We start from the raw sequence: 22,212 nt of genomic DNA on the forward strand, positions 1-22,212 counted from the left end.
TGCTCCGCGCGGTCAGCCGATGCTTGCGGTGCCGAGGCTGTCGTTCAGCCCGATGCCCGAGCTGATGATGTTGTTGAGCTTGGTGCGGTAGAGCGTCGGGAAGTTGAGCTCCAGCAGCCAGGCCACGGGCACTTCGTCGAGCAGGATCTTCTGCGCCTGCAGGTAGGTGGCCTTGCGCTTCTCGGGATCGGTCTCGCGTGCGCCGGCATCGAACAGCTCGTCGATCTTCGGGTTCGAGTAGCCCTCGACGTTGTTGAACGGCGAGCCCTTGGCGATGTTGGCGGTGGTGTAGTTGCGCGCCACGCCCAGCGCCGGGTCCCCATACTGGTAGACATAGGTGAAGGCGAGGTCGTAGTCCCAGTCGTTCAGGCGCTGGTTCCAGCCGGCCACGTCGGTGGCGGTCATCTCGACCTTGATGCCGGCCTGGGCCAGGTTCTGCTTCAGGATCTCGGCCTGGCGCGACCAGGTCTCGCCATAGGGCAGCGGCAGCAGCCGCAGGGTTTCGCCCTTGTAGCCCGATTCGGCCAGCAGCTTCTTGGCCGTCTCGACGTTGCGCGGGTACTTGGCGACGTCGGTGCTGTGGAACTTGATGTTGCTGTTGAACGGTCCCGTCGCCGGCTTGGCAAAGCCCTGCCACGCAATCTTGGCCATGGCCTCGCGGTCGATGGCGAACATCACGGCCTGGCGGAACTTGACGTTGTCCATCGGCGCCTTGCGGTTGTTCAGCCACAGCCACGAATGCGGCGCGAAGAACTCCCAGCCCTTGGTGGTGACGGCAACGCCCGACAGCTTGGACAGCCGCTGCACGTCGAAGTACTCGACCGCGCCGCCGGGCACCAGGTCGACCTTGCCCGACTCGAAGGCCGCCGCGCGCGAAGCCGCGTCGGGAATGACGTGGAAGTAGACGCTGTCGACCAGCGGCACGTCCTTGACGTGGTACTTGTCGTTGGCCACGAGCTGGATGTACGAGCCCTTGACCCACTCCTTGAACTTGAACGGCCCGGTGCCGATGGGCGTAGCGTTGGCGGGGTTGGTCGCGAAGTCGGTGCCTTCGTAGATGTGCTTCGGGATCATCGGCATGCTGCCGACCTCGAAGATGCCGATGAAGGGCCCGAAGGGGTACTTGAGCTTGAACTCGACCGTGAGCGGATCGACCGCGCGGATGCTTTCCACCGCGGCCAGGTTGGCGCGCAGGCGTGCATGCGTCTTGCGCAGGAATACGTCGGCGGAGAACACCACGTCGGCCGAGGTGAAGGGCTTGCCGTCGTGCCAGGTGACACCGGGCTTGAGCTTGAAGGTGTAGAGCGTGCCTTCCTTGTTGACGGTCCACGCGGTGGCCAGCGAAGGCAGCGGCGTGATCTTCTCGTCGTAGCGCAGCAGGCCTTCGTAGATGTTGCCGGAGATCATCTGCGTCGGGCCGTTCTGCGTGATCCCCAGCATCAGCCCCGGCGGTTCGGGCTGGACGACGGCGTTGATCGTGCCGCCCTTCCTGCCCGCGGCCAGAAGGTGCAGGGGAACGCCAGCCAGCGTCAGGCCGGCGGTGGCGGCGGCACCCATCTGGATGAGGTTGCGACGTTTCATGGGGCGAACTCCTTCTGGCTCTTTCGAGGTGGTGGACAGGGTCAGGGAACGGGAGGGGAAAGCGGGGCGATCAGTCGCGAAACGAGGTGGCCGGCGCGGACTCGATGCGCTGCAGCAACGCGCGCCATTCGCGCGCGTTCGGGTCGGCCTGGCCGGGCAGGTGGCTGCCGCCGCCAGCTTCGTATTGCTGCGCGGTCTTCTCGCTGACCTCGGCCGACACAGGGTAGACCGGCTGGCCGCTCGATTCGATGGCCACCTGCACGCGGCAGGCGCGCTCCAGGTTCAGCATCAGGATGAAGGCCTCCGACACCGTGCGGCCCAACGTCACCAGGCCGTGGTTACGCAGGATGAGCGCGCGCGCCGTCGGGCCGAGGTCAGCCACGAGACGCTCGCGCTCCTCGGGGTCGAGCGCGATGCCCTCGAAGTCGTGATAGACCACGCGCTGATAGAACTGCAGCGCCCACTGGTTGCAGGGCTGCAGCCCGCCGGCCAGCGACGACACCGCCACGCCGGCCACCGTGTGCGTGTGCAGCACGCAGGCCGCGTCGTGGCGCGCCGCGTGCACCGCGCTGTGGATGGTGAAGCCGGCTGGGTTCACGTCGTACGGCGAGTCGTCGAGGATGCGGCCCGCAAGGTCGATCTTGACCAGCGACGAGGCCGTGATGTCGCGAAACAGCATCCCGAAGGGGTTGATCAGGAACTGGTCTTCGGTGCCCGGCACACGCGCGGAGATGTGCGTGTAGATGCTGTCGTCCATGCCGTAGTGCGCCACCAGCCGATAGGCCGCGGCCAGGTCCTGTCGGACCTGGCGCTCGGCGTCGGAGACCGGCGGGGCCTTGCGGTCCACTGCGTGCAGTTGCATATCGCGTTCCTTTTCACCGGCCCGGCTGGCAGGCCAAGCCCTTGTTTGGGTTCATCGGGGTGACTGCAAACTGTCGACAGTCAACCGACGACAGTCTTAAGCAATATGCGGGCCCGAGTTATGGGGTAAGCCCTCGGTCCTCGTCTTTGGAGGCGGGAAAAGCGGCGCCACCAGGGAAGCGGAGCGCCAAAACGCCGGCCGCGCGCACCCGAAGATGCGCGCGGCCGGCGTGGCTGGATGGGTCAGTGGTGCGCCCAGGCGCACCGATGAAGTGCTAGGGCAGGCGGCCTTCTGCGCGCAGCCGCGCACCGATGCCCCGGATCTCGGCCTCGCCCTGGTCGAGCGCCGCCTGGCTGGTGTGCACCGAGTAGTGGCCCATCGCCAACTCGTGCGGATGCTTCACCGCCGAACCCAGCACGAAGGCCGTATCGCCACGGGCCACGAAATCGATGGCCTCTTCGGACTCTTCGAAGACCGCGAGTTCGCCGGCGACGATCGGACCGCCCGTGCCGTCGTCCGCTTCGAGCCCGCCGGCGTTGACCGCGACCCAGCCCACCGTGTGGCCCGCGGGCGGCGTGTAGCGCCAACGCTCGCCGTCCTTCAGCTCCACGGCCAGGTAGTTCATCGACGCCGGCGCGGCAATCGCGCTCTGCGCCGCACCGTAGCGCCCGAGCAGCACGCGCGCCGGGCCTTCCTTCGGCACCTGCGAGGGCGCGAGGTACATGCTCTGCGCCGGTGCGTTCTCTTCCGAGGCCGGCAGCGCCACCCACAGCTGGAAGCCGCGCACGCGCTCCACGCCCGGCGCGGGTGCGCCGGTGTGCCATACGCCGTTGCCGGCGCGCATCCACTCGACGCCGCCGCCGAGCAGCGTGCCTTGCTCGCCGGTCGTGTCTTCATACAGCGTGTCGCCCTCCATCAGCCAGGTCAACGTGGCGATGCCCGAGTGCGGGTGCAGCCCGAAGCCCTTGTGGCCGCCCGTGACGTCGAAGCCGAAGAGGTCGAGGAACACGAAGGGCTTGAGGAATTCGCCCAGGTCGCCGGGGCTCATCAGCCGTGTGATGCCGCCATGGCGCGAGCCGCGCGTGCGGTAGACGATGGCGCGGGCCGGTGTTTCGACAGCGGTGGTCATCATGCGGCCTCCCTCGCGTTCTTCAGTGCCTTGGTCCACCAGGCGATGTCGTCGAGCATGGCGGTGGCGGCCTGCGCAAGGTGGGGGAAGTCGCCGAAGCTCTTGCCCTGCTGCCAGATGCCCAGGAACTCGACCATGCCGATGTGCACGGCGTTGCGCACGGGCGCCATCTGCATCTCGACGGCCACCAGCCGCAGCTGCTCGATCGCGCGCGCCGCGCCCACCCCGCCGTAGCCCACGAAGCCGATCGGCTTGCGGATGAATTCCTTGTAGGCCCAGTCGATCGCGTTCTTCAGCACCGCGCTCGGGCCGTGGTTGTATTCGGGCGTCACGACGACAAGACCGTCGAAGGTGGCCAGCTTCGCCTGCCAGCGCTGCGCGGCCTCGTTCTTTACCGGCCCCCAGGCCGGCGCGCCCGCCTCGTTGAAGAAGGGCAGCGGATGGTCGCGCAGGTCGACCAGCTCGAAGGCGAGGTCGATGCGCTGCTTTGCGATCTCATGAATCCATTGCGCGGGCTTCTCGCCGAAGCGGCCTTCGCGGGTGGAGCCGAGGATGACGCCGATACGGGGTTGCTGCTGTGTCATGGGGTACTCCGGGAACGTTGAAGAAAAGGGGTCAGGCGGCCATGACAGCCCGCCTGGACGCGGGACGCAGCCGCCAGGCTACGAAGCCCGACAGCAGCCCCAACACCACCGCCGGCGCGGGGTTGCCGCCGATCAGCACGAGGTGCATGGCCACGGCGCAGACCATGGTCGCGGCCAGCAGCAGGCCGCCGAGGAAGCCGGTCGCGGGCACCAGCAGCAGCAACGCCCCGCCGACCTCGACCAGTCCGGTCAGGTAGCGGAACCACTGGCCGAAGCCGATCGCGTCGAACACCTGGACCATCTGCTGCGCGCCGGCCAGCTTGGCGGCGCCCGCGGCGCCGAAAGCCAGCGCCAGAAGGATGCGGACGCCCCAGACGATGCGGCGCTGCACCGGGGTGGAGGAGGGAGAAGGAAGTGATGTGGAAGTCATGGGCACAAGGTTAGGCACGCACCCATTGATCGACTAGACGGTAGAGTCGGATTGCACTCGTCCACAGCTCGAAGGAATCAACCCCTCATGTTCGATCTCAACGACATCGCCTTGTTCGTGCAGGTAGTGCGCCACGGCAGCTTCGCCGAAGCGGCCCGGCGGCAGGGCCTGCCGCCGAACACGGTCAGCCGGCGCATCCAGCAGCTCGAGTCGCAGCTCGGCACGCGGCTGATGCAGCGCTCGACCCGCAAGCTGACGCTGACCAGCGCCGGGCGGGAGTTTCATGACCAGTGCGCGGGGTCGATCGACGGGCTGGTAGCGGCCGGGCAGGCGCTGGTCGCCGGAGGGCAGGAGCCCAGCGGCCTCGTGCGCGTGGCCGCGCCGGCGGATTTCTTCGATTTCTTCCCGATGGAATGGGTGTCGGACTTTCTGGCCGCGCATCCGCTGGTCAAGCTCGACTTCGTGCTCAGCGACGCGAGCGCAGACCTCATCGCGGAACAGATCGACGTGGCCTTCCGGGGCGGCGTGCTGCGCGATTCGGGCTACATCGGCCGGCGGCTGGCAACGCGCAACGGCGGCCTGCTGGCAAGTCCCGACTACATCGCGCGGCGCGGCGAGCCCCGGAACCTGCAGGACCTCGCGAACCATGACTGCGTGACACCGCCACACGCAACCGGCACCACCACCTGGCGCCTTGCAGGCCCCGATGGGGTCGAAGAAGAAGTGCAGGTCACCGGGCGATTCACCGGCAATACGGCGCAGGCACTGCGCAAGGCGGCGCTGGCCGGGCTGGGCATCGCGCAGCTGCCGCCGGCGATGGCGACGCGCGACGAACAGGAAGGACGGCTGGTGCGTGTGCTGCCGCAGTACCGGTACACCGGCCGAGGGCTCAGTGTGGTGTACCCGAGCCGCAAGCACCTGCCGCTGGCGGTGTCGGCGTTCATCGACCTGGTGATCGGCAAGCTCGACCAGATCGACGTGCTGCAGGAGCCTCCGCCTCCGCCGAAGGCCTGAGCGCCGGCGCCTTTTTCGTTTCCACTGAAAATGCCACCCCATGAAAATCGAAAAAGACACCGTCGTCACCATCAAGTACAAGGTCTCCGACGCCCAGGGCAAGCTCATCGAAGCCAGCCCCGAGCCCATGGCCTACCTGCATGGCGGGTACGAGAACACGCTGCCGAAGATCGAGGAAGCGCTCGATGGCAAGGAAATGGGCTACCAGACCGTGCTGAACCTCTCGCCCGAAGACGCCTTCGGCCAGCGCGACGAAACGCTGGTGCGCAGCATTCCCAAGACCGACTTTCCGCCGGGCGTGAAAGTGGGCGGGCAACTGCAGGGCCGGCTCGACGATGGGCGCGAGCATGTCTTCACGGTCACCAAGATCAAGGGCCCGGTCGTGCTGCTCGACGGCAACCATCCGTGGGCCGGCAAAGCGCTTAAGTTCAGCCTGCAGGTGACGGAGGTGCGCGCGGCGCTGCCGGTGGAAATCGAGCACCGGCATGTGCATGGGGCGCACGGGCACCATCACTGAACGACAGGCCCCCGGCCGTTCAGTTCAGCTCTTCTTCCAGAACCGCTGCGCATCCCCGATCTTCTCCAGCGCCTTGCGGCAGGCCCTTGCGCCGTCCGCATGGCGCGCGGAGAACCAACCCACCGCAAACCACGCACGCGCATCGCGCGCGGCGGCTTCGCGATACAGCGCGAGCGCGACGGCCTCGTCGTTGAATTCGCCCAGCGCGTCCTGTGCGGGGCGCAGGGCTTTCAGGTAGCGGCTGGCGGTGCCGCCGTCTTCCTTTTCATCGAACAGCGGCGCCACGAACTCGGCGAGGTAGCGCAAGCGCTTGAGGCGCTTGCGTACGCGGTGCTGGCTTTCGGTGTCGAGCGACTCGAAGCGCTTGCCGTCGCGCCGCACCTGTTTGTGCAGGTGCTGCAGGTGTGCACGCAGCAGGCGGAGGGCTGCATCGGCGTCGATCGGTGCGGATTCCGATGATGCTTCCGCGGGCTTCGCGGCAGTAAAGCCGATCAGCGAAACGAGCACGTTCTGGAATGCCGGGGCGCGCACGACGTCGCCGGGCGAGGGGGTGTGGGCTGCCGTGTCGTCGCCGGCCAGCGGGTCGAGATCCGGCGCGCCGGCCTCGCTCAATCGGGGCTGCGCGAGCTTCACGACCTGTTCGCGGTCGCGCAATGCCCCGAGCGCGCGGAAGGCGTCGACCAGCGGCGGCTCCCAATTGGCCGCGTCGAACAGGTCCGAAGCCGTGTCGAGCCCAGCCAGTTCGCGCAGCGCCGTGCGCAGCCGGCGGATGCCGATGCGCAACTGGTGGATCTGCTCTTCGTCCGCGCTGCCCGCTGCGATCTCGCTGGCATTGGGCAGCATCTGCGCCAGGCACGATGCCACCACGGCCTGTTGAATGCCCCGCCCGTCGGGGTGCTGCGCGCTGAATCGCGGGGCTTCGGCCTTCACCGCCTCCACGGTCTCCTGCGCCGCCAGCAAGCGCGCCCCGCGCTCCGCCTTGGACACCGTGCTGAACCACAGTCCATGCTGCTGCGACCAGCGCCGCGCGAGCGACACGAGGCCCTGCACGTCGCCGCGCTTCAGTTCGAGCTCCAACTCGCACACCGGCGATTCGCGCTGCCCGGGCGTGCCGGCGTGCGCGACGACCTTGCCGACGTCGAGTGCCATTTCCACCACCGCGCCATCGGGCCCCGCAACGCGCACGTCGCGCGTGAGCCGCACGATGTCGGTCGATTGCCGCTCGACCAGCGGCGCGCCACCGCCGTCGGCCAGCAGCTTCGCGAGCCGGTCACCCACGGGCGTGCCCTGGTGGCGCTGCGGATCGATCTGCGGCGCCGCGCCCGCCGCGCCCAGGTCGACGTTGTGCTCCAGGCGGTGCAGGGCGTTGTCGCCGGCGGCCTTCACCGTCTGCACCCAGCGCGGTCCCTCCTTGCGCAGCCGCAGCACCATGCCGTGGGCGGCCAGCCGCTGGTCGGCGGTGTCGAAATAGCGGGCCTGCAGGCGGGTGCGCACGACGGCGCCGCGCTTCAGGGCGGCTTCGACGGCTTTCAGGCGGCCGGGGGGAATGCAGAACTTGAACTCGATTTCCATGAAGCCATGATGCTCCGCCTTTTTCGCTCCCCGCAGTGGCTCGCAGTGCGCCCGATCCGCTCGATCGAAAGAAGATGTGGACACCGTCCATTTTCTTTGATATCTTTTGTGGACGGCGTACACAAATATGCCGGCAAGCAGCCAATCCAACCCTTCATCGACACAGGAAAACACCATGGCCAACAAGCAGATCTTCGTGAACCTCCCCGTCAAGAACCTGGAGAAGTCCAAGGCTTTCTTCGCCGCGCTGGGCTACACCTTCAACGAACAGTTCACCGATGCGAATGCGGCGTGCATGGTGATCCAGAAAGACAGCATCCACGCCATGCTGCTGGTCGAGGACTTCTTCAAGACCTTCACGACCAAGAGCCTCACCGACACCAGCAAGAGCACCGAGGTGCTGCTGTGCCTGTCGTGCGAGAGCCGCGCCGAGGTCGACGCCATGGTCGCCAAGGCGGTGGCCGCCGGCGGCACGGTGCCGCGCGAGCCGCAGGACTACGGCTTCATGTACGGCCACGGCTTCCAGGACATCGACGGCCACCTCTGGGAGCTGATGTACATGGACCCGAACGCCGCCGTGACGCATCAGAACCCCTGATGCCGATCGTTCCATACGCGCTCTTCACTGTTGCAGGGAAGGCGTCTACCGGAAGGCGGCGGCGGCCCGATATTCCAGGCACCGGCACGGCATCATCGGCCGAGCCTCACCTGGAAAGGAACAACCGCATGTCCGACAACAACAACGAGCGCAACAGCCCCATCGTGAAGGTCGCACCCCTCGGTTTCCCGTGGCAGACGATCGACCCGTTCCTGTTCTGCGTGTACCACGACGACGCCTACCCGAAGGCCAACGGCCGCATGGGCCCCGAGGCCTCGCTGGCCGGCCGCCAGATCGGCCAGGACTTCAGCCGCAAGGACGGCTGGAGCATGTACCACGGCGACACGGTGCCGGGCTTTCCCTCGCACCCGCACCGCGGCTTCGAGACCGTGACCATCGTGCGCAAGGGGCTGGTCGACCATTCCGATTCGCTGGGCGCCACCGCGCGCTTCGGCGGCGGCGACGTGCAGTGGCTCACGGCCGGCAAGGGCATCGTGCATTCGGAGATGTTCCCGCTGCTCGACAACGGCGCGGCCAATCCGCTCGAGCTGTTCCAGATCTGGCTCAACCTGCCCGCGAAGAACAAGATGGCCGAGCCGCACTTCACGATGTTCTGGTCGGAGGCCATTCCGCGCTTCGCATCCGATGACGCGAAGGGCGGGCGCACCGAGGTCGCGGTGATCGCAGGCCGCCTCGGCGATGCAGCGGACGGCCAGGAGCCGATCCACCCGCTTTCGCCGCCACCCGATTCATGGGCCGCGCAGGCCGGTGCCGACGTGGCGATCTGGACGCTGAAGATGACGCCCGGCGCGCAATGGACGCTGCCGGCCGCCACGGGCGAGGGCACGCGACGGATGCTCTATTTCTTCAAGGGCGCGATGGCGTACATCGCCGGCCAGCGCATCGAAGGCCCGGCCGCCGTCGAGCTGCGCGCGGATGCCGCGGTCGAGCTGGTCAACGGCGACGACGAAGCCAGCGAATTCCTCGTGCTGCAGGGCCGCCCGATCGCAGAGCCGGTGGCGCAGTACGGCCCCTTCGTGATGAACACGCAGGCCGAGATCAGCCAGACCATGGCCGACTACCGGCGCACGCAGTTCGGCGGCTGGCCGTGGAACGACCCGGCGCCGGTGCACGGCCGCGAGGCTGCGCGCTTTGCGCTCCATCCGGACGGCCGCAAGGAAACGCCCGCAGGCTGACCGGAGAGGATGAGGCGGGCGATCAGAATTTTTTCAGGGCTTCCATGCCGGGAGCAGTCATGCTCGGCACGAACTCGGTCACGTCCACCCGCGCGACGCCGCCCTGCACGAACGGGTCGCGCGCCAGCACCGATTCGAGCCCCTCGCGGTCGCCCGAACGCGCGAGGATCACGCCGCCCGTACGCGGCACCTGCCGCCCCGACGCCACGAACAATCCGCTTTCGTAGTGCTTCTTGAGCCAGGTCATGTGCGGGTCCATCAGCGCATCGACCTCTTCGAGGGGGCGGGTGTAGGTGAGGGTGACGATGAACATGGGCAGGACGGCGGCGATGAATTCGAAGGCCCCGATCCTATGGCCTGCGCACGGTGCCGGCGCCGCCGGTGTGTGTCTTGCAGGTAACGAACCGCTTCTTGCGGCCGCCCGCCCCGCGGCCTACTCGATCGTCACGCCGCCTTCTTTCACCAGCTTCCCGAATTTGGCGGTTTCTTCGCGGATCTGCCGCGCCATCTCTTCCTGCGTGCCGCCCAGCGGCTCGGCGCCGATGGCCTGCATGCGCTGAGCGAAGTCGGGCGATTTGATGATCTTCACCATCTCGGTGTTGAGCCGCGCAACGATCTCCTTCGGCGTGGCTGCCGGCGCGAGCACGCCGAACCAGGTGCCGATGTCGAAGCCCTTGAGCCCCGCCTCTTCCAGCGTCGGCACGTCGGGCAGCACCGACGAGCGGCGCGCGGTGGTCACGGCCAGCGCGCGCAGCTTGCCGCCCTTGATGTGCTGCAGCACCGGCGTGATGGTGTCGAAGGACATGGCCACCTGCCCGCCGAGCAGGTCGGTGGTGAGCGGGCCGCTGCCCTTGTACGGCACGTGCAGCAGCGAGGTGCCCGTGCTGGCCTGAAACTGCGTGCCGATCAGGTGCTGCGCCGTGCCGTTGCCGTTGGAGCCGTAGGCCAGCTTGCCGGGCGCGGCCTTGGCGAGCGCAACCAGCTCGGCCACGTTCTTCGCGGGCGTATTGGCCGCGTTGATGACCAGCACGTTGGGCACCATGGCCACCACGGTGATCGGCGCCAGGTCTTTCTGGAAATCGTAGGGCAGCTTCTTGTAGACGCTGGTGGCGATGGTGTGGTGCACCGCGCCCATCAGCAGGGTGTAGCCATCGGGCTTGGCCTTGGCGACGTAATCGGCGCCGAGTGTGGCGCCCGCGCCGGGCCTGCTCTCGACCACGACAGGCTGGCCGAACGACTGCGACAGCTTTTCGGCCAGCGCACGGGCCAGCACATCGGTGGTGCCGCCGGCCGGGAAGGGCACGACGAGGCTGATGGGCCGCGTGGGCCAGGCGGCCGGCTGCGCGAAGGCCAGTGCGGCAGCGCCGAGGCCGAGCGCCATGGCGCCGGCCTGCAGCACGGTGCGCCGGCCCTGGATGAAAGGAAAAGAAGAAGCGGTCATGGTCTTGTCTCTGGCTCGTTGTTGTCGTGCCTGCGTGCATCGAGGCACGCTGCGGCGCGGCCTGGGTTCAGGCCGAGTGGCTTTGCCGCGCACTGGCGATGTGCTCGCACACGGCGCGTGTCACCTGCGCGGTGGTGGCGTTGCCGCCGAGGTCGCGCGTGTGCAGCGACCGGTTCGCGGTGACGTGCTCCACGGCCTCCATCACGCGGCGCGCGGCCTGGGCTTCGCCCAGGTGCTCGAGCAGCATCACGACGGACCAGAAGGTGCCGACCGGATTGGCCAGCCCCTTGCCCATGATGTCGAAGGCCGAGCCGTGGATCGGCTCGAACATGGAGGGGTAGCGCCGCTCCGGGTCGATGTTGCCGGTGGGCGCAATGCCCAGGCTGCCCGCCAGCGCGGCCGCAAGGTCGCTGAGGATGTCGGCGTGCAGGTTGGTCGCGACGATGGTGTCCATCGATGCCGGCCGGTTGATCATGCGTGCAGTCGAAGCGTCGACCAGTTCCTTGTCCCAGGTGACGTCCGGGAACTCCCTGGAGATCTGCAGCGCGATCTCGTCCCACATCACCATCGCGTGGCGCTGGGCGTTGCTCTTGGTGATGACGGTCAGCAGCTTGCGGGGGCGCGACTGGGCCAGCTTGAAGGCGAAGCGCATGATCCGCTCGACGCCCGCGCGGGTCATCATGCTCACGTCGGTGGCGGCTTCGATCGGGTGGCCCTGGTGCACGCGGCCGCCGACGCCGGCGTACTCGCCTTCGGAGTTCTCGCGCACGATGACCCAGTTCAGGTCGTCCGGGCCGCAGCGCTTGAGCGGGCCGTCGATGCCCGGCAGGATGCGCGTGGGGCGCACGTTGGCGTACTGGTCGAAGCCCTGGCAGATCTTCAGGCGCAGGCCCCAGAGGGTGATGTGGTCGGGAATGTGCGGGTCGCCGGCGGAGCCGAAGAGGATGGCGTCCTTGTCACGCAGTGCGTCAAGGCCATCGGCCGGCATCATCACGCCGTGCTCGCGGAAGTAGTCTCCGCCCCAGCCGAAATCCTCGAAGGTGAAGTTCAGCGCGCCGTTGGAGGCGGCGGCCAGCGCCTCCATCACTTCACGTCCGGCCGGGATCACTTCCTTGCCGATGCCGTCGCCGGGAATGGTGGCAATGCTGTAGCTGCTCATCGATGTCCTTCATGGAATGCTGCTGGGGAGCCGGCACTTTAGGATCAGGTGCACCGAACGATTCGCACTCGAAGTCAATCCATCGTTAACCTGAGTTCAACAATCGGACAGGCACATGGGGAGACTGCGCGGCCTGGTGTTGTCGCCGACCGGACCTGCATGGCGGCGCCGTTTCTCTTAGATTCGACCGTCGCATCTTTTACCCACTGGAGACTCTTTCAATGATTCACGTCGTCGCCGTCATCACCGCCAAGCCCGGCCAGCGCGCCAGACTGCTCGAAGCCTTCGCCGAGAACCGCGCGGCCGTCCTGGCCGAAGCGGGCTGCATCGAATACGGCGCCGCGGTCGATGCGCAAGGCGTCCCGACGTCCAAGGCCAGCTTCGGGCCCGACACTTTCGTCGTCGTCGAGAAGTGGGAAACGCTGGCGCACCTGCAGGCGCATGCCGTGGCCCCGCACATGAAAGCCCACGGAGAGAAGACCAAGGAATTCGTCGAGAGCAAGCTGATCCACGTGCTCGAACCTGCCTGAGGCCGCAGGCGCAAGCCCGGCTTCGCGCGCGCCGCGATGCGTGCTACCGTCGCGGCGGGAGAGCAGGCGTCACCGATGCCCACGGAGAGAGGGACCGAAGACATGGCGATCTTTCATTCGCATGGTTTCCGCTTGCGCGCTGTCATCGCACCCGGTGGGCTGCTGGCAGCCTTTCTTCTGACGACCGGCTGCGCGCCGCTTCTCGCGCCGCCCTATGCGGCCGACTACGAGACGCTCGACCGGCTCGAGGCCACGCGCCCCGGCATGGTGGCCGTCGCGAAGGCGCAGCCCATCGACACGGAAGACAAGATCAACACGGTGCGCCTGCGCGGCGCGAAGCTGGTGTCGCCCAGCGGCAGCTTCGCGCGGTACCTGCAGGACGCGCTGATGCGCGACCTCGGCGAAATCTCGGCCTACGACCCGAAGGCGCCGACGCGCATCGCGGCGCGCATCCTGGCCAACGAGATCGACCTGGGCATCATCAACGGCACGGGCCGCATGGACGTGGAGGTGACCGTCATGCGCGACGCCACGCAGCGCCTGCGCAAGACCTACCGTGCGGAGACCGCCTTCGATTCGAGCTACGCGAACATCGTCGCCGTGCCGGCGGGGCAGGCCGCGTATCCGCGCCTCGTGCGCGCCCTGCTGCGGGAGGTGTATGCCGATCCGCAGTTCGTGGCCGCCATCGGCCGTTGACGACATCCCCAAGGTCCGGAGGCGCTTCGATGATGCCGTTCTTCTTTCTTCCAATGACCGCGATTCGACATGCCGCAACCGCGGCGTTCGCGGCCCTGCTGCTCGCGGGATGCGTGCACCCGATCACCATGATCACCGAGACCGCGCCGCCGCGCTCGCAGGCGCACCTGGTCCCGAAGAAGGTCGCCTATGTGATGACCGACGCCGACCGCGACGTGGAAGTGATCACGCCCGGTGGCAGCGGCGACCGCGTGAGCTACTACCCGTATCGCGACCTCGAGAAGTCGATACGCGACGCATTGCGCGCGGTGTACCGCGACGTGGTGGTGCTGCGCACCGCGGCCGACGCGAAGGCGAACGAGGCGACGGGCGTGTCGCTGGTGTTCGCACCGCGCATCACCACCGCTTCCAGTTCGTCGTCGTGGATCAGCTGGCCGCCGACGTCGTTCACCGCCGAGGTGGCATGCGTGGTGACCGATGCGGCAGGCGCCGAAGTCACGCGCGTGCGCGCGGCGGGCAATGGCACGGCGGAGTTCGGCGAATTCAAGGGCGACTTCGGGCTGGCGGCGCGAAGGGCTGCGACGCGGCTGACGTCGCAATTGAGCAGCGAGGTTCGCAGGAACGAGAAGCTGCTGCATTGAACGCACCATGAAAAAACGCGCCCTCGGGCGCGTTCTTCATTGAAGCCGCAAAGCCTTACTTCGACACGACCTTCACCATCTCCAGGCACTTGTTCGAGTAGCCCCATTCGTTGTCGTACCAGCTCACGAGCTTCACGAAGGTGCTGTCCAGCGCAATGCCGGCTTCGGCGTCGAAGATCGAGGTGCGCGGGTCGCCGCGGAAGTCGGTGGCCACCACCTTGTCTTCGGTGTAGCCCAGCACGCCCTTGAGCGCGCCTTCGCTCTGTGCCTTCATTTCGGCGCAGATTTCCTTGTACGTGGCTTCCTTCACCAGCTCGACCGTCAAGTCGACCACCGACACGTCGGAGGTCGGCACGCGGAAGCTCATGCCCGTGAGCTTCTTGTTGAGCTCGGGGATCACCACGCCCACGGCCTTGGCAGCGCCGGTGCTCGAGGGAATGATGTTTTCCAGGATGCCACGGCCGCCGCGCCAGTCCTTGTTGCTCGGGCCGTCCACGGTCTTCTGCGTGGCGGTGGCAGCGTGCACGGTGGTCATCAGGCCGCGCTTGATGCCCCACTTGTCGTTCAGCACCTTGGCCAGCGGCGCCAGGCAGTTGGTGGTGCAGCTGGCGTTGCTGATGATGGCTTCGCCGGCGTACTTCTTGTCGTTCACGCCGTAGACGAACATGGGGGTGTCGTCCTTCGACGGTGCCGACAGGATGACCTTCTTGGCGCCCGCGTCGATGTGCTTCTGCGCCGTTTCCTTCGTGAGGAACAGGCCGGTCGATTCGAGCACGATGTCGGCGCCGACTTCGTTCCACTTGAGCTGCGACGGGTCGCGCTCCTGCGTCAGGCGGATCTTCTTGCCGTTGACGATCAGCGTGTTGCCTTCAACCGTCACTTCGCCCTTGAAGCGGCCATGCACCGAGTCGTACTGGAGCATGTAGGCAAGGTAGTCGGGCTCGAGCAGGTCGTTGATGGCAACGATCTCGATGTCGTTCTTGAAGTTCTGCACGGCTGCGCGCAGCACGTTGCGACCGATGCGGCCGAAGCCGTTGATACCGAGTTTGATAGCCATCTGACTTGCTCCTAAGGTTGAAAAACTTTTGATCGAACGGGAAGAAACGCTTGGCGGGATCAGTCCCGCAGTGCCGCTTCCACCGTGGCGGCAACGTTCTCCGCCGTGAACCCGAAATGCTTGAACAGCGCCGGTGCCGGTGCCGATTCGCCGTATGTGTCGATACCGACGACGGCCGCGCAGCCGTACTTCCACCAGCCGCCCGTGCAGCCCATTTCCACGGCGATGCGCGGGATCTTCTTCGGCAGCACGCTCTTCTTGTAGGCCACGTCCTGGCGATCGAAGGTGGTGGTCGAGGGCATCGACACCACGCGCACGGCGATCTTCTTCTCGGCCAGCAGCTTCTGCGCTGCCAGTGCGAGCGGCACCTCGGAGCCGGTGGCGATGATGACGGCGGCCGTCTTCTTGCTCTTCAGGCCGACGACTTCGGGCTCGGACAGCACGTAGGCGCCGCGGCTGATGTCGCCGAGCTCGCTCTTCGGTGCATAGGCGATGTTCTGGCGGCTCAGCAGCAGCGCGGTCGGGCGCGACTGGTTCTGCAGCGCCACGGCCCAGGCCACGGCCGTTTCGGCCGTATCGCCCGGACGCCAGACGTCGAGGTTCGGAATCAGGCGCAGCGACGCGGCGTGCTCGATCGACTGGTGCGTCGGGCCGTCTTCGCCGAGGCCGATGGAGTCGTGCGTGAACACGTGGATCACGCGGCGCTTCATCAGCGCGGCCATGCGGATGGCGTTGCGGCTGTAGTCGCTGAAGGTGAGGAAGGTGCCGCCGTAGGGGATGTAGCCGCCGTGCAGCGCCACGCCGTTCATGATGGCGGCCATGCCGAATTCGCGCACGCCGTAGTTGATGTGGCGGCCGATCCCGCCATGCGGCGGCTCGACGGCAGCGCCTTGTGCGGCTTCGTCTTCGGCGCCCTGGAGCACCAGCGGCGCGGCGGGCGCGTTCAGCACGACGGCGCCGGTCTTGGCGTCGAAGCGCAGCGCGGCGGTGCTCTTGGTGTTGGTGAGGTTCGAGCCGGTCAGGTCGGCACTGCCGCCGAGCATTTCGGGCAGCGCGGCGGTGAAGGCTTCCAGCGCGAGCTGGCTGGCCTTGCGGCTGGCGACGGTCTCGCCCCTGGTGTGGGCGGCCACCACGGTGTCGAACGCCACCTGGTGGAAGTCCCTGGGCAGCTCGCCCTTCATGCGGCGGGTGAACTCGGCGGCCAGTTCGGGGTACGCGGCGGCATAGGCGGCGAACTTGTCGTTCCAGGCGGCTTCGGTCTTCGCGCCTTCGGCCTTGTGGTCCCAGTCGGCGTACACCTCGGCCGGGACTTCGAAGGGCGGGTAGTGCCAGTCGATCGCGTCGCGGGTGAGCTTGATTTCTTCGGCGCCCAGCGCCTCGCCGTGCGCCTTGGCGGTGCCGGCGCGGTTCGGGCTGCCCTTGCCGATGGTCGTCTTGCAGATGATCAGCGTGGGCTTCGATTCTTCCTTCTTGGCCTTGGCGATGGCCTTGGACACGTCCTTGGCGTCGTTGCCGTCGATCGGACCGATGACGTTCCAGCCATAGGCCTTGAAGCGCTCTTCCGTGTTGTCGATGAACCAGGGCTTGACCTGGCCGTCGATGCTGATGCCGTTGTCGTCGTACAGCGCGATCAGCTTGTTCAGGTGCCAGGCGCCAGCGAGGGCGCAGGCTTCGTGGCTGATGCCTTCCATCATGCAACCGTCGCCCAGGAAAGCGTAGGTGTGGTGGTCGACGACGTTGTGGCTATTGCGGTTGAACTCGGCGGCGAGCAGCTTCTCGGCCAGCGCGAAGCCCACGGCGTTGGTGATGCCCTGGCCCAGCGGGCCGGTGGTGGTTTCGACGCCCGGCGTCACGTCGACTTCGGGGTGGCCGGCGGTCTTGCTGTGCAGCTGGCGGAAGTGCTTGATTTCCTCCATCGGCAGGTCGTAGCCCGTGAGGTGCAGCACCGAGTACAGCAGCATCGAGGCATGGCCGTTCGACAGCACGAAGCGGTCGCGGTCGAACCAATGCGGGTTGGCGGGGTTGTAGCGCAGGTGTTCGCCCCAGAGTGCGACGGCCATGTCGGCCATGCCCATCGGTGCGCCCGGATGTCCGGAATTTGCTTGTTGGACGGCATCCATGGCCAGAGCGCGGATTGCGTTGGCCATCAGGGCGTGGTTTGCCATTTGCGGTGGACTTTCGGGGGAAAAGGGTGGGAGAGGATAGGGGGGAACCCGCGATTTTACCGGGCGAGCCCGGACACCCGCCGATACAGGGCAAACACCCCGCCGATGCTCCTTTGTGCAGCGGCCGGACTGCTAGAGTTGCGCCCCATGCACGGGCTGCACCTCACCGCCGACCTTCACGACTGCCAATGCGGCCTTCAATGGCTGACCGACCGGGAGGCCCTGGGCGCCGTTTGCCTCAAGGCGGTGGACGCCGCCGGGCTGCAGGCGGTGGGCAGGCTGGTCCACGGTTTCCCGGCCACGCCGCAGGGCCCGGGCGGGGTCACGGCCACGGTGCTGCTGGCCGAATCCCACCTGTGCATCCACACCTGGCCCGAGCAGCGCGGCGTGACGCTCGACGTGTACGTGTGCAATTTCAGCGGCGACCACTCGGCCAAGGCGCATGCGCTGATGGAATGCCTGGTGGCGCTGTTCCAGCCCCGCCACAGCGAACGCAACGAACTGCAGCGCGGACGGGTCCCGGCGTGAGCGCGGCGACCCGGGTCCGCGCCATGATCCTTGCCGCTGGTCGCGGTGAGCGCATGCGGCCGCTGACCGACACCACCCCCAAGCCCCTGCTCGAAGTGCGCGGCAAGCCACTGATGCAGTGGCCGATGGAGGCGCTGGCCGTGGGCGGGTTCACCGAGCTGGTGATCAACACGGACTGGCTGGGCACGCAGATCTCCGGGCGCTTCGGCGCCGAGCCCTTGTTGCAGGGGCCATCGGCACTGTCGATTTCATACTCCGACGAGGGCCGCGACTTCGGCGGCGCGCTCGAAACGGCCGGCGGCATCGTGCGTGCGCTGCCCTTGCTCGGCGATGTGTTCTGGGTCGCGGCCGGCGACGTGTTCGCGCCTGGCTTCGCCTTCACGCAAGACTCGGTCGACCGCTTCATCGCCAGCGGCAAGCTCGCGCACCTGTGGCTGGTGCCGAACCCCGCGCACAACCTCAAGGGCGATTTCGGCTTGTCTGCCGAGGGCCTCGCGCTCAACACGGCCGACCGGAAGTTCACCTTCTCGACCATCGGCCTGTACCGCGCCGAGCTCTTCGCGCCGCCGTACTGCGACATCCCGAGCGGCAACCCGGCCGGCCGCAAAGCCCCATTGGCGCCGATCCTGCGCGCCGCGATGGACAATGAACTCGTGAGCGCCGAGCTCTACACCGGCCCCTGGACCGATGTGGGCACCCCCGAACGACTCGCCCAACTGAACACGCCAAGCAGATGACTTCAGCAGCAGCCACCACCACGATCTACGCCGAGCGCCGCGCGCGCCTCGCCTCGCAGCTGGGCAAGGACGGCATCGCGATCATCCCGACCGCGCCCGAACGCCCGCGCAACCGCGACACCGATTTCCTCTACCGCCACGACAGCTACTTTTATTACCTGACCGGCTTCACCGAGCCCAACGCCTGGCTGGTGCTGGCGGGCGACGGCCGCGCCACGCTGTTCTGCGCGCCGAAGGACCTGGAGCGCGAGATCTGGGACGGCTACCGCCTCGGCCCCGACGCGGCGCCCGCGGCACTCGGTGTCGACGAAGCCTTCTCGGTCGCCGACCTCGATGCCAGGCTTCCGAAGCTGCTCGAGAACCGCTCGACCGTGTGGTTTCCGTTCGCGATCCACAAGGGCCTCGAGACCCGCATCGACGGTTGGCTGCAGTCCGTGCGCGCCCGCGTGCGCTACGGCGCGCTGTGCCCCGAGGAGCAGCGCGACCTGTGCGGCCCGCTCGACGAGATGCGCCTGATCAAGGACGCGCACGAGCAAGACATCATGCGCCGCGCCGCGCAGATCAGCGCCCGCGGCCACGTGCGCGCGATGCAGCTCTCGGCCCGCATGCTGCGCGAGGGCAAGGACGCGCGCGAGTACCACCTCGACGCCGAGCTGCTGCACGAATTCCGCCTTGGCGGCTCGCAGTACCCGGCCTACTACTCCATCGTCGCGGCCGGCGCCAACGCCTGCGTGCTGCACTACCGCGCCGATGCGGCGCCGCTGCGCAAGGGCGAGCTGGTGCTGATCGACGCCGGCTGCGAACTCGACGGCTACGCGAGCGACATCACCCGTACCTTCCCGGCCGACGGCAAGTTCAGCGGTCCGCAGCGCGCGCTGTACGACCTTGTGCTGGCCAGCCAGGACGCCGCGGCCGCCGTCACCAAGGCCGGCAACCGCTTCACGGACCCGCACGACGCCGCGGTGAAGGTGCTGGCGCAGGGCATGCTCGACTTCGGCCTGCTCGACGCCAACAAGGTCGGCAACGTGCAGGACGTGATCGACTCGCGCGCCTACTTCCAGTTCTACATGCACCGCACGGGCCACTGGCTCGGCATGGACGTGCACGATTGCGGCAGCTACGTCGAGCCCACGCAGGTCGGCGAGGTGAGCGAGCGCAAGGATCCGCTGTCGAACGAGGTCATCAAGAACCGCCCGAGCCGCATCCTGCATCCGGGCATGGTGCTGACGCTGGAGCCCGGCATCTACGTGCGGCCCGCCGACGGCGTGCCGGAGCAGTTCCACGGCATCGGCATTCGCATCGAGGACGACGCGATCGTCACGGCCACCGGCTGCGAACTCATCTCGCGCGGCGTGCCCGTGAAGGCGGACGAGATCGAGGCGCTGATGCGGGCTTGACGGCTCGCCCGGCCTCGGGTTGCGGCATCGAAGCAACCCGGGTCTGCCGGCATGACGCCGCCGTGACGCCCCTCAGGGTGCGATGTCCACCGTCACTTCGCGCGACTCCGCGCGGCCCTGGTCGTCGACCGCGCGCAGCACATAGCGCCGGCCCGACGCCGCGAGATCGGGCATCCAGGTGATGCCTTCGCCGGGCGCGGTGCGGCCGATGAGCGCATCGTCGGCAAACCAGTAGATGGCCTGCATGCCCGCTGCAGCCTCGGCGCGCAGCACCAGCGGCTCGGGCTTCTTCACGCGCAGCGTGTGGCGCACGCCGCGCAAGGGCGAGGTGATGAGCGGTGCGCTTTCGGGCGCATCGCCATCCTTCTCGCAGCCGTCCGCCGGTGCGCTCGCGCGCGGCAGGCCGGCCTGGCGGAACAGGCGGCGCATGTCGCTGCCCCATTGCTCCACCACCTGCTGGCGCGCATTGGGCTGCGGGCCGCAGACCACCTTGCCGGTCGTTTCGTCGACCCACACTGCGCGGTGCAGGTTGCTGACCTGGATCGGCGACTTGCCGGCGATGAACCACGTCGTGGTGCGCACCGGGCACAGTGCGTCGGGCAGGCCTCCCGTCGCGGCGCAGACCTCGACCTGGCGCAGGTCGGGCGGCTGACGCGACGCCACCTCGCCGGGGTCGAGCCGCTCGGCGCGCAGCGCATCGACCATGCGCAGGAACAGCGGTGCGGCCGCGTCGACGCCGACCAGCGCGGGGTTGCTGGTGCCGTCGAAATTGCCGACCCACACCACGAGCACATGCCGCCCGAACACGCCGGCCGTCCACGCATCGCGAAAGCCCCAGGACGTGCCCGTCTTCCATGCAATGGCGGGGCGCGCGGGCAGCGTGGTGTCGGGGCGCGGCGTGTGGCGCAGCATGTCGAGCGTGATGAACGATGCTTCCTCGCTCAGCAGACGCAGCGGCTGCACGGGCCGCTCGCCAGGCGCGGGCTGCGTGTAGCGGATGGGCTGCGAGATGCCGCCATTGGCCAGCGTCGCGTACATGCCGGCCAGCTCCTCGGGCGTGACCTCGCCACCGCCCAGCACCAGCGCGAGGCCGTAGTGCGATTCGCCCTGCAGCTTCTGCACGCCGGCCAGGCGCATGAAGTCGTAGAGCCCCGGTTTCGAGAGCTTGGCCGCCACGGCCACGGCCGGAATGTTGCGGCTGCGGATCAGCGCGTCCTGCGCCGGCAGCGGACCGGCGAAGCGATGGTCGAAGTTCTCAGGCGTGTACGGGCCGAAGGAAGTCGGCGCGTCCTTCAGCATCGTCTTCGGATGCAGCAGCCCCTGGTCGAGCGCGAGCGCGTAGATGAAGGGCTTGAGCGTGGAGCCCGGCGAGCGCTTGGCCAGCACGCCGTTGACCTGGCCCGAGATGGCGTCGTTGCGGAAGTCGGCCGAGCCGATCATCGCGCGCACCTGCATCGTCGATGCGTCGAGCAGCAGCGCGCTCGCGTTGGTCATGCCCACGTCGGCATGCGCGCGCAGGTACTGGCCCATCACGCGTTCGAGCGTGGCCTGCATGCGCAGGTCGATGGTGGTCCGGATCTCTTGCACGCCGCGCTCTTGCGCGAGCAGCATGTCGGTGGCGTGCGGCGCGAGAAACGGCAGGCTGCCGCGCGACTGCGCCGACAGCGCCAGTTGCGCATCGGGCGCATGCTGCTTCGCCGTCGGATCGCGCTCGGCCCACAGTGCCCACAGGCGTTCGCGCGCCGACTGCAGCTCGGCGTTGCGGCCGCGCTCGGCGATGCGCTTGACGGGGTTCTGCGGAATCACCGCAAGCGTCAGCGCCTCGGGCAGGCTGAGCTTGGCCGCGTCCTTGCGGAAGTAGATGAGGCTGGCGGCCTGCACGCCCTCGATGTTGCCGCCGTAGGGCGCGGTGTTGAGGTACGCCTCGAGGATGTCGTGCTTGCCGAAGCGCGCCTCCAGCCACAGCGCCGCGAAGATCTGCGCGACCTTGCCGGTGGGCGTGCGGCTGTCGATGCCGTAGACGCGGCGCGCGAGCTGCATGGTGAGCGTGGAGCCGCCCTGGCGGCGCTCGCCGCTGGCGATGCGCCAGGCGCTGCGCGCCAGCGCGGCGGGGTTGACGCCGGGGTGTGCATAGAAGCGGCGGTCTTCGTACAGCAGCACCGCATCGACCAGCGTGGGCGAGATGCGTTCGAGCGGCACCCAGAGACGGTATTGCTCGTCGCCTGCGAGCGTGAGGCGCAACAGCTGGCCGCCTTGTGCGTAGACGGCGCGGGAGCTGCCGACGGTTTCGCTGAGCGGGGCGTGGGGCCACAGGCGAAGCAGTGCGAGCACGAAGACGACGAACGCGAAAGCGATGCCCATCTTTCTCCCTCTTCCTC

The 22,212-nt window shown here is 67.8% G+C and carries 22 protein-coding genes; 10 read left to right on the plus strand and 12 right to left on the minus strand.

The window, feature by feature from the left end:
- Positions 1–12 precede the first annotated feature (12 nt).
- The 5 genes from ASC92_RS15645 to ASC92_RS15665 all read right to left on the minus strand — a co-directional run bounded on the left by ASC92_RS15645 (position 13) and on the right by ASC92_RS15665 (position 4,586).
- Entirely contained in the window at positions 13–1,581 is a 1,569-nt protein-coding gene (locus ASC92_RS15645; protein ID WP_056517239.1) for an ABC transporter substrate-binding protein, read from the minus strand.
- A gap of 70 nt (positions 1,582–1,651) precedes the next feature.
- Entirely contained in the window at positions 1,652–2,443 is a 792-nt protein-coding gene (locus ASC92_RS15650; RefSeq protein WP_056517242.1) for a class II aldolase/adducin family protein, read from the minus strand.
- 274 nt (positions 2,444–2,717) lie between these two features.
- Positions 2,718–3,572: a pirin family protein gene (locus ASC92_RS15655; RefSeq protein WP_056517245.1), complete on the minus strand. Its 855-nt coding sequence runs from the start codon at positions 3,570–3,572 to the stop codon at positions 2,718–2,720.
- The gene (locus ASC92_RS15660) at positions 3,572–4,156 is read right to left on the minus strand and encodes an NADPH-dependent FMN reductase (protein ID WP_056517250.1); all 585 of its coding nucleotides are present in this window, start codon (positions 4,154–4,156) and stop codon (positions 3,572–3,574) included. Before ASC92_RS15660 ends, ASC92_RS15655 begins: the two co-directional genes overlap by 1 nt.
- Before the next feature lie 31 nt (positions 4,157–4,187).
- Positions 4,188–4,586, minus strand: coding sequence for a DoxX family protein (locus tag ASC92_RS15665; RefSeq protein ID WP_056517253.1), 399 nt, complete (start codon positions 4,584–4,586; stop codon positions 4,188–4,190).
- Positions 4,587–4,673: 87 nt separating this feature from the next.
- Between ASC92_RS15665 and ASC92_RS15670 the strand changes: the two genes are divergently transcribed.
- A complete protein-coding gene (locus ASC92_RS15670; protein ID WP_056517258.1) occupies positions 4,674–5,600 on the plus strand; it encodes a LysR family transcriptional regulator in 927 nt (308 codons plus the stop codon).
- A 40-nt stretch (positions 5,601–5,640) separates the two neighbouring features.
- Positions 5,641–6,117 carry an FKBP-type peptidyl-prolyl cis-trans isomerase gene (locus ASC92_RS15675; protein ID WP_056517262.1) on the plus strand — a complete coding sequence of 159 codons (477 nt, stop codon included), beginning with the start codon at positions 5,641–5,643 and terminating at the stop codon, positions 6,115–6,117.
- Between the two features lie 24 nt (positions 6,118–6,141).
- Here the strand turns inward: ASC92_RS15675 and ASC92_RS15680 are convergent, their stop codons facing one another.
- A complete protein-coding gene (locus ASC92_RS15680; protein WP_056517265.1) occupies positions 6,142–7,689 on the minus strand; it encodes a CYTH and CHAD domain-containing protein in 1,548 nt (515 codons plus the stop codon).
- 175 nt (positions 7,690–7,864) lie between these two features.
- On the opposite strand from ASC92_RS15680, the gene ASC92_RS15685 reads away from it, so the two are divergent.
- Positions 7,865–8,287 carry a VOC family protein gene (locus ASC92_RS15685; RefSeq protein WP_007828571.1) on the plus strand — a complete coding sequence of 141 codons (423 nt, stop codon included), beginning with the start codon at positions 7,865–7,867 and terminating at the stop codon, positions 8,285–8,287.
- A 128-nt stretch (positions 8,288–8,415) separates the two neighbouring features.
- Entirely contained in the window at positions 8,416–9,483 is a 1,068-nt protein-coding gene (locus ASC92_RS15690) for a pirin family protein (protein WP_056517272.1), read from the plus strand.
- Between the two features lie 22 nt (positions 9,484–9,505).
- Here ASC92_RS15690 and ASC92_RS15695 read toward each other — a convergent pair whose 3' ends face one another.
- The 3 genes from ASC92_RS15695 to ASC92_RS15705 all read right to left on the minus strand — a co-directional run bounded on the left by ASC92_RS15695 (position 9,506) and on the right by ASC92_RS15705 (position 12,083).
- On the minus strand, positions 9,506–9,796 hold the full coding sequence (locus ASC92_RS15695) for a YciI family protein (protein WP_056517273.1): 291 nt from the start codon (positions 9,794–9,796) through the stop codon (positions 9,506–9,508).
- 120 nt (positions 9,797–9,916) lie between these two features.
- A complete protein-coding gene (locus ASC92_RS15700) occupies positions 9,917–10,924 on the minus strand; it encodes a tripartite tricarboxylate transporter substrate binding protein (RefSeq protein ID WP_056517276.1) in 1,008 nt (335 codons plus the stop codon).
- Between the two features lie 67 nt (positions 10,925–10,991).
- Positions 10,992–12,083 (minus strand): tartrate dehydrogenase, encoded by a 1,092-nt coding sequence (locus ASC92_RS15705; RefSeq protein ID WP_056517280.1) that lies wholly within the window; start codon positions 12,081–12,083, stop codon positions 10,992–10,994.
- Between the two features lie 221 nt (positions 12,084–12,304).
- On the opposite strand from ASC92_RS15705, the gene ASC92_RS15710 reads away from it, so the two are divergent.
- The 3 genes from ASC92_RS15710 to ASC92_RS15720 all read left to right on the plus strand — a co-directional run bounded on the left by ASC92_RS15710 (position 12,305) and on the right by ASC92_RS15720 (position 13,950).
- Complete coding sequence (locus ASC92_RS15710) at positions 12,305–12,613, plus strand: putative quinol monooxygenase (RefSeq protein ID WP_056517286.1); 309 nt, start codon at positions 12,305–12,307, stop codon at positions 12,611–12,613.
- A 102-nt stretch (positions 12,614–12,715) separates the two neighbouring features.
- Complete coding sequence (locus tag ASC92_RS15715; RefSeq protein ID WP_056517287.1) at positions 12,716–13,309, plus strand: hypothetical protein; 594 nt, start codon at positions 12,716–12,718, stop codon at positions 13,307–13,309.
- 53 nt (positions 13,310–13,362) lie between these two features.
- Positions 13,363–13,950, plus strand: a complete 588-nt coding sequence (locus ASC92_RS15720) for a hypothetical protein (protein WP_235505840.1) — start codon at positions 13,363–13,365, stop codon at positions 13,948–13,950.
- Positions 13,951–14,005: 55 nt separating this feature from the next.
- On the opposite strand, the gene gap is transcribed toward ASC92_RS15720, so the two are convergent.
- Together gap and ASC92_RS15730 are read right to left on the minus strand one after the other, a co-directional pair.
- A complete protein-coding gene (gene gap, locus ASC92_RS15725; protein ID WP_056517288.1) occupies positions 14,006–15,007 on the minus strand; it encodes a type I glyceraldehyde-3-phosphate dehydrogenase in 1,002 nt (333 codons plus the stop codon).
- Between the two features lie 59 nt (positions 15,008–15,066).
- Complete coding sequence (locus ASC92_RS15730) at positions 15,067–17,172, minus strand: transketolase family protein (protein ID WP_056517290.1); 2,106 nt, start codon at positions 17,170–17,172, stop codon at positions 15,067–15,069.
- Between the two features lie 147 nt (positions 17,173–17,319).
- Here ASC92_RS15730 and speD point away from each other — a divergent pair, with 147 nt between their 5' ends.
- From speD to ASC92_RS15745, 3 genes are read left to right on the plus strand one after another with little or no spacing between them, the layout of a single operon-like run.
- On the plus strand, positions 17,320–17,700 hold the full coding sequence (gene speD / locus ASC92_RS15735) for an adenosylmethionine decarboxylase (RefSeq protein ID WP_056517294.1): 381 nt from the start codon (positions 17,320–17,322) through the stop codon (positions 17,698–17,700).
- A 23-nt stretch (positions 17,701–17,723) separates the two neighbouring features.
- A complete protein-coding gene (locus ASC92_RS15740; protein WP_056517882.1) occupies positions 17,724–18,437 on the plus strand; it encodes a nucleotidyltransferase family protein in 714 nt (237 codons plus the stop codon).
- Positions 18,434–19,834: an aminopeptidase P N-terminal domain-containing protein gene (locus ASC92_RS15745; protein ID WP_056517296.1), complete on the plus strand. Its 1,401-nt coding sequence runs from the start codon at positions 18,434–18,436 to the stop codon at positions 19,832–19,834. The genes ASC92_RS15740 and ASC92_RS15745 overlap by 4 nt, the downstream gene beginning before the upstream one ends.
- 72 nt (positions 19,835–19,906) lie before the next feature.
- Here the strand turns inward: ASC92_RS15745 and pbpC are convergent, their stop codons facing one another.
- Positions 19,907–22,195, minus strand: coding sequence for a penicillin-binding protein 1C (gene pbpC / locus ASC92_RS15750; protein ID WP_056517299.1), 2,289 nt, complete (start codon positions 22,193–22,195; stop codon positions 19,907–19,909).
- Positions 22,196–22,212 lie beyond the last annotated feature (17 nt).

The sequence above is a fragment of the Variovorax sp. Root411 genome (assembly GCF_001425205.1).
In the GTDB taxonomy this organism is placed as follows: domain Bacteria; phylum Pseudomonadota; class Gammaproteobacteria; order Burkholderiales; family Burkholderiaceae_C; genus Variovorax.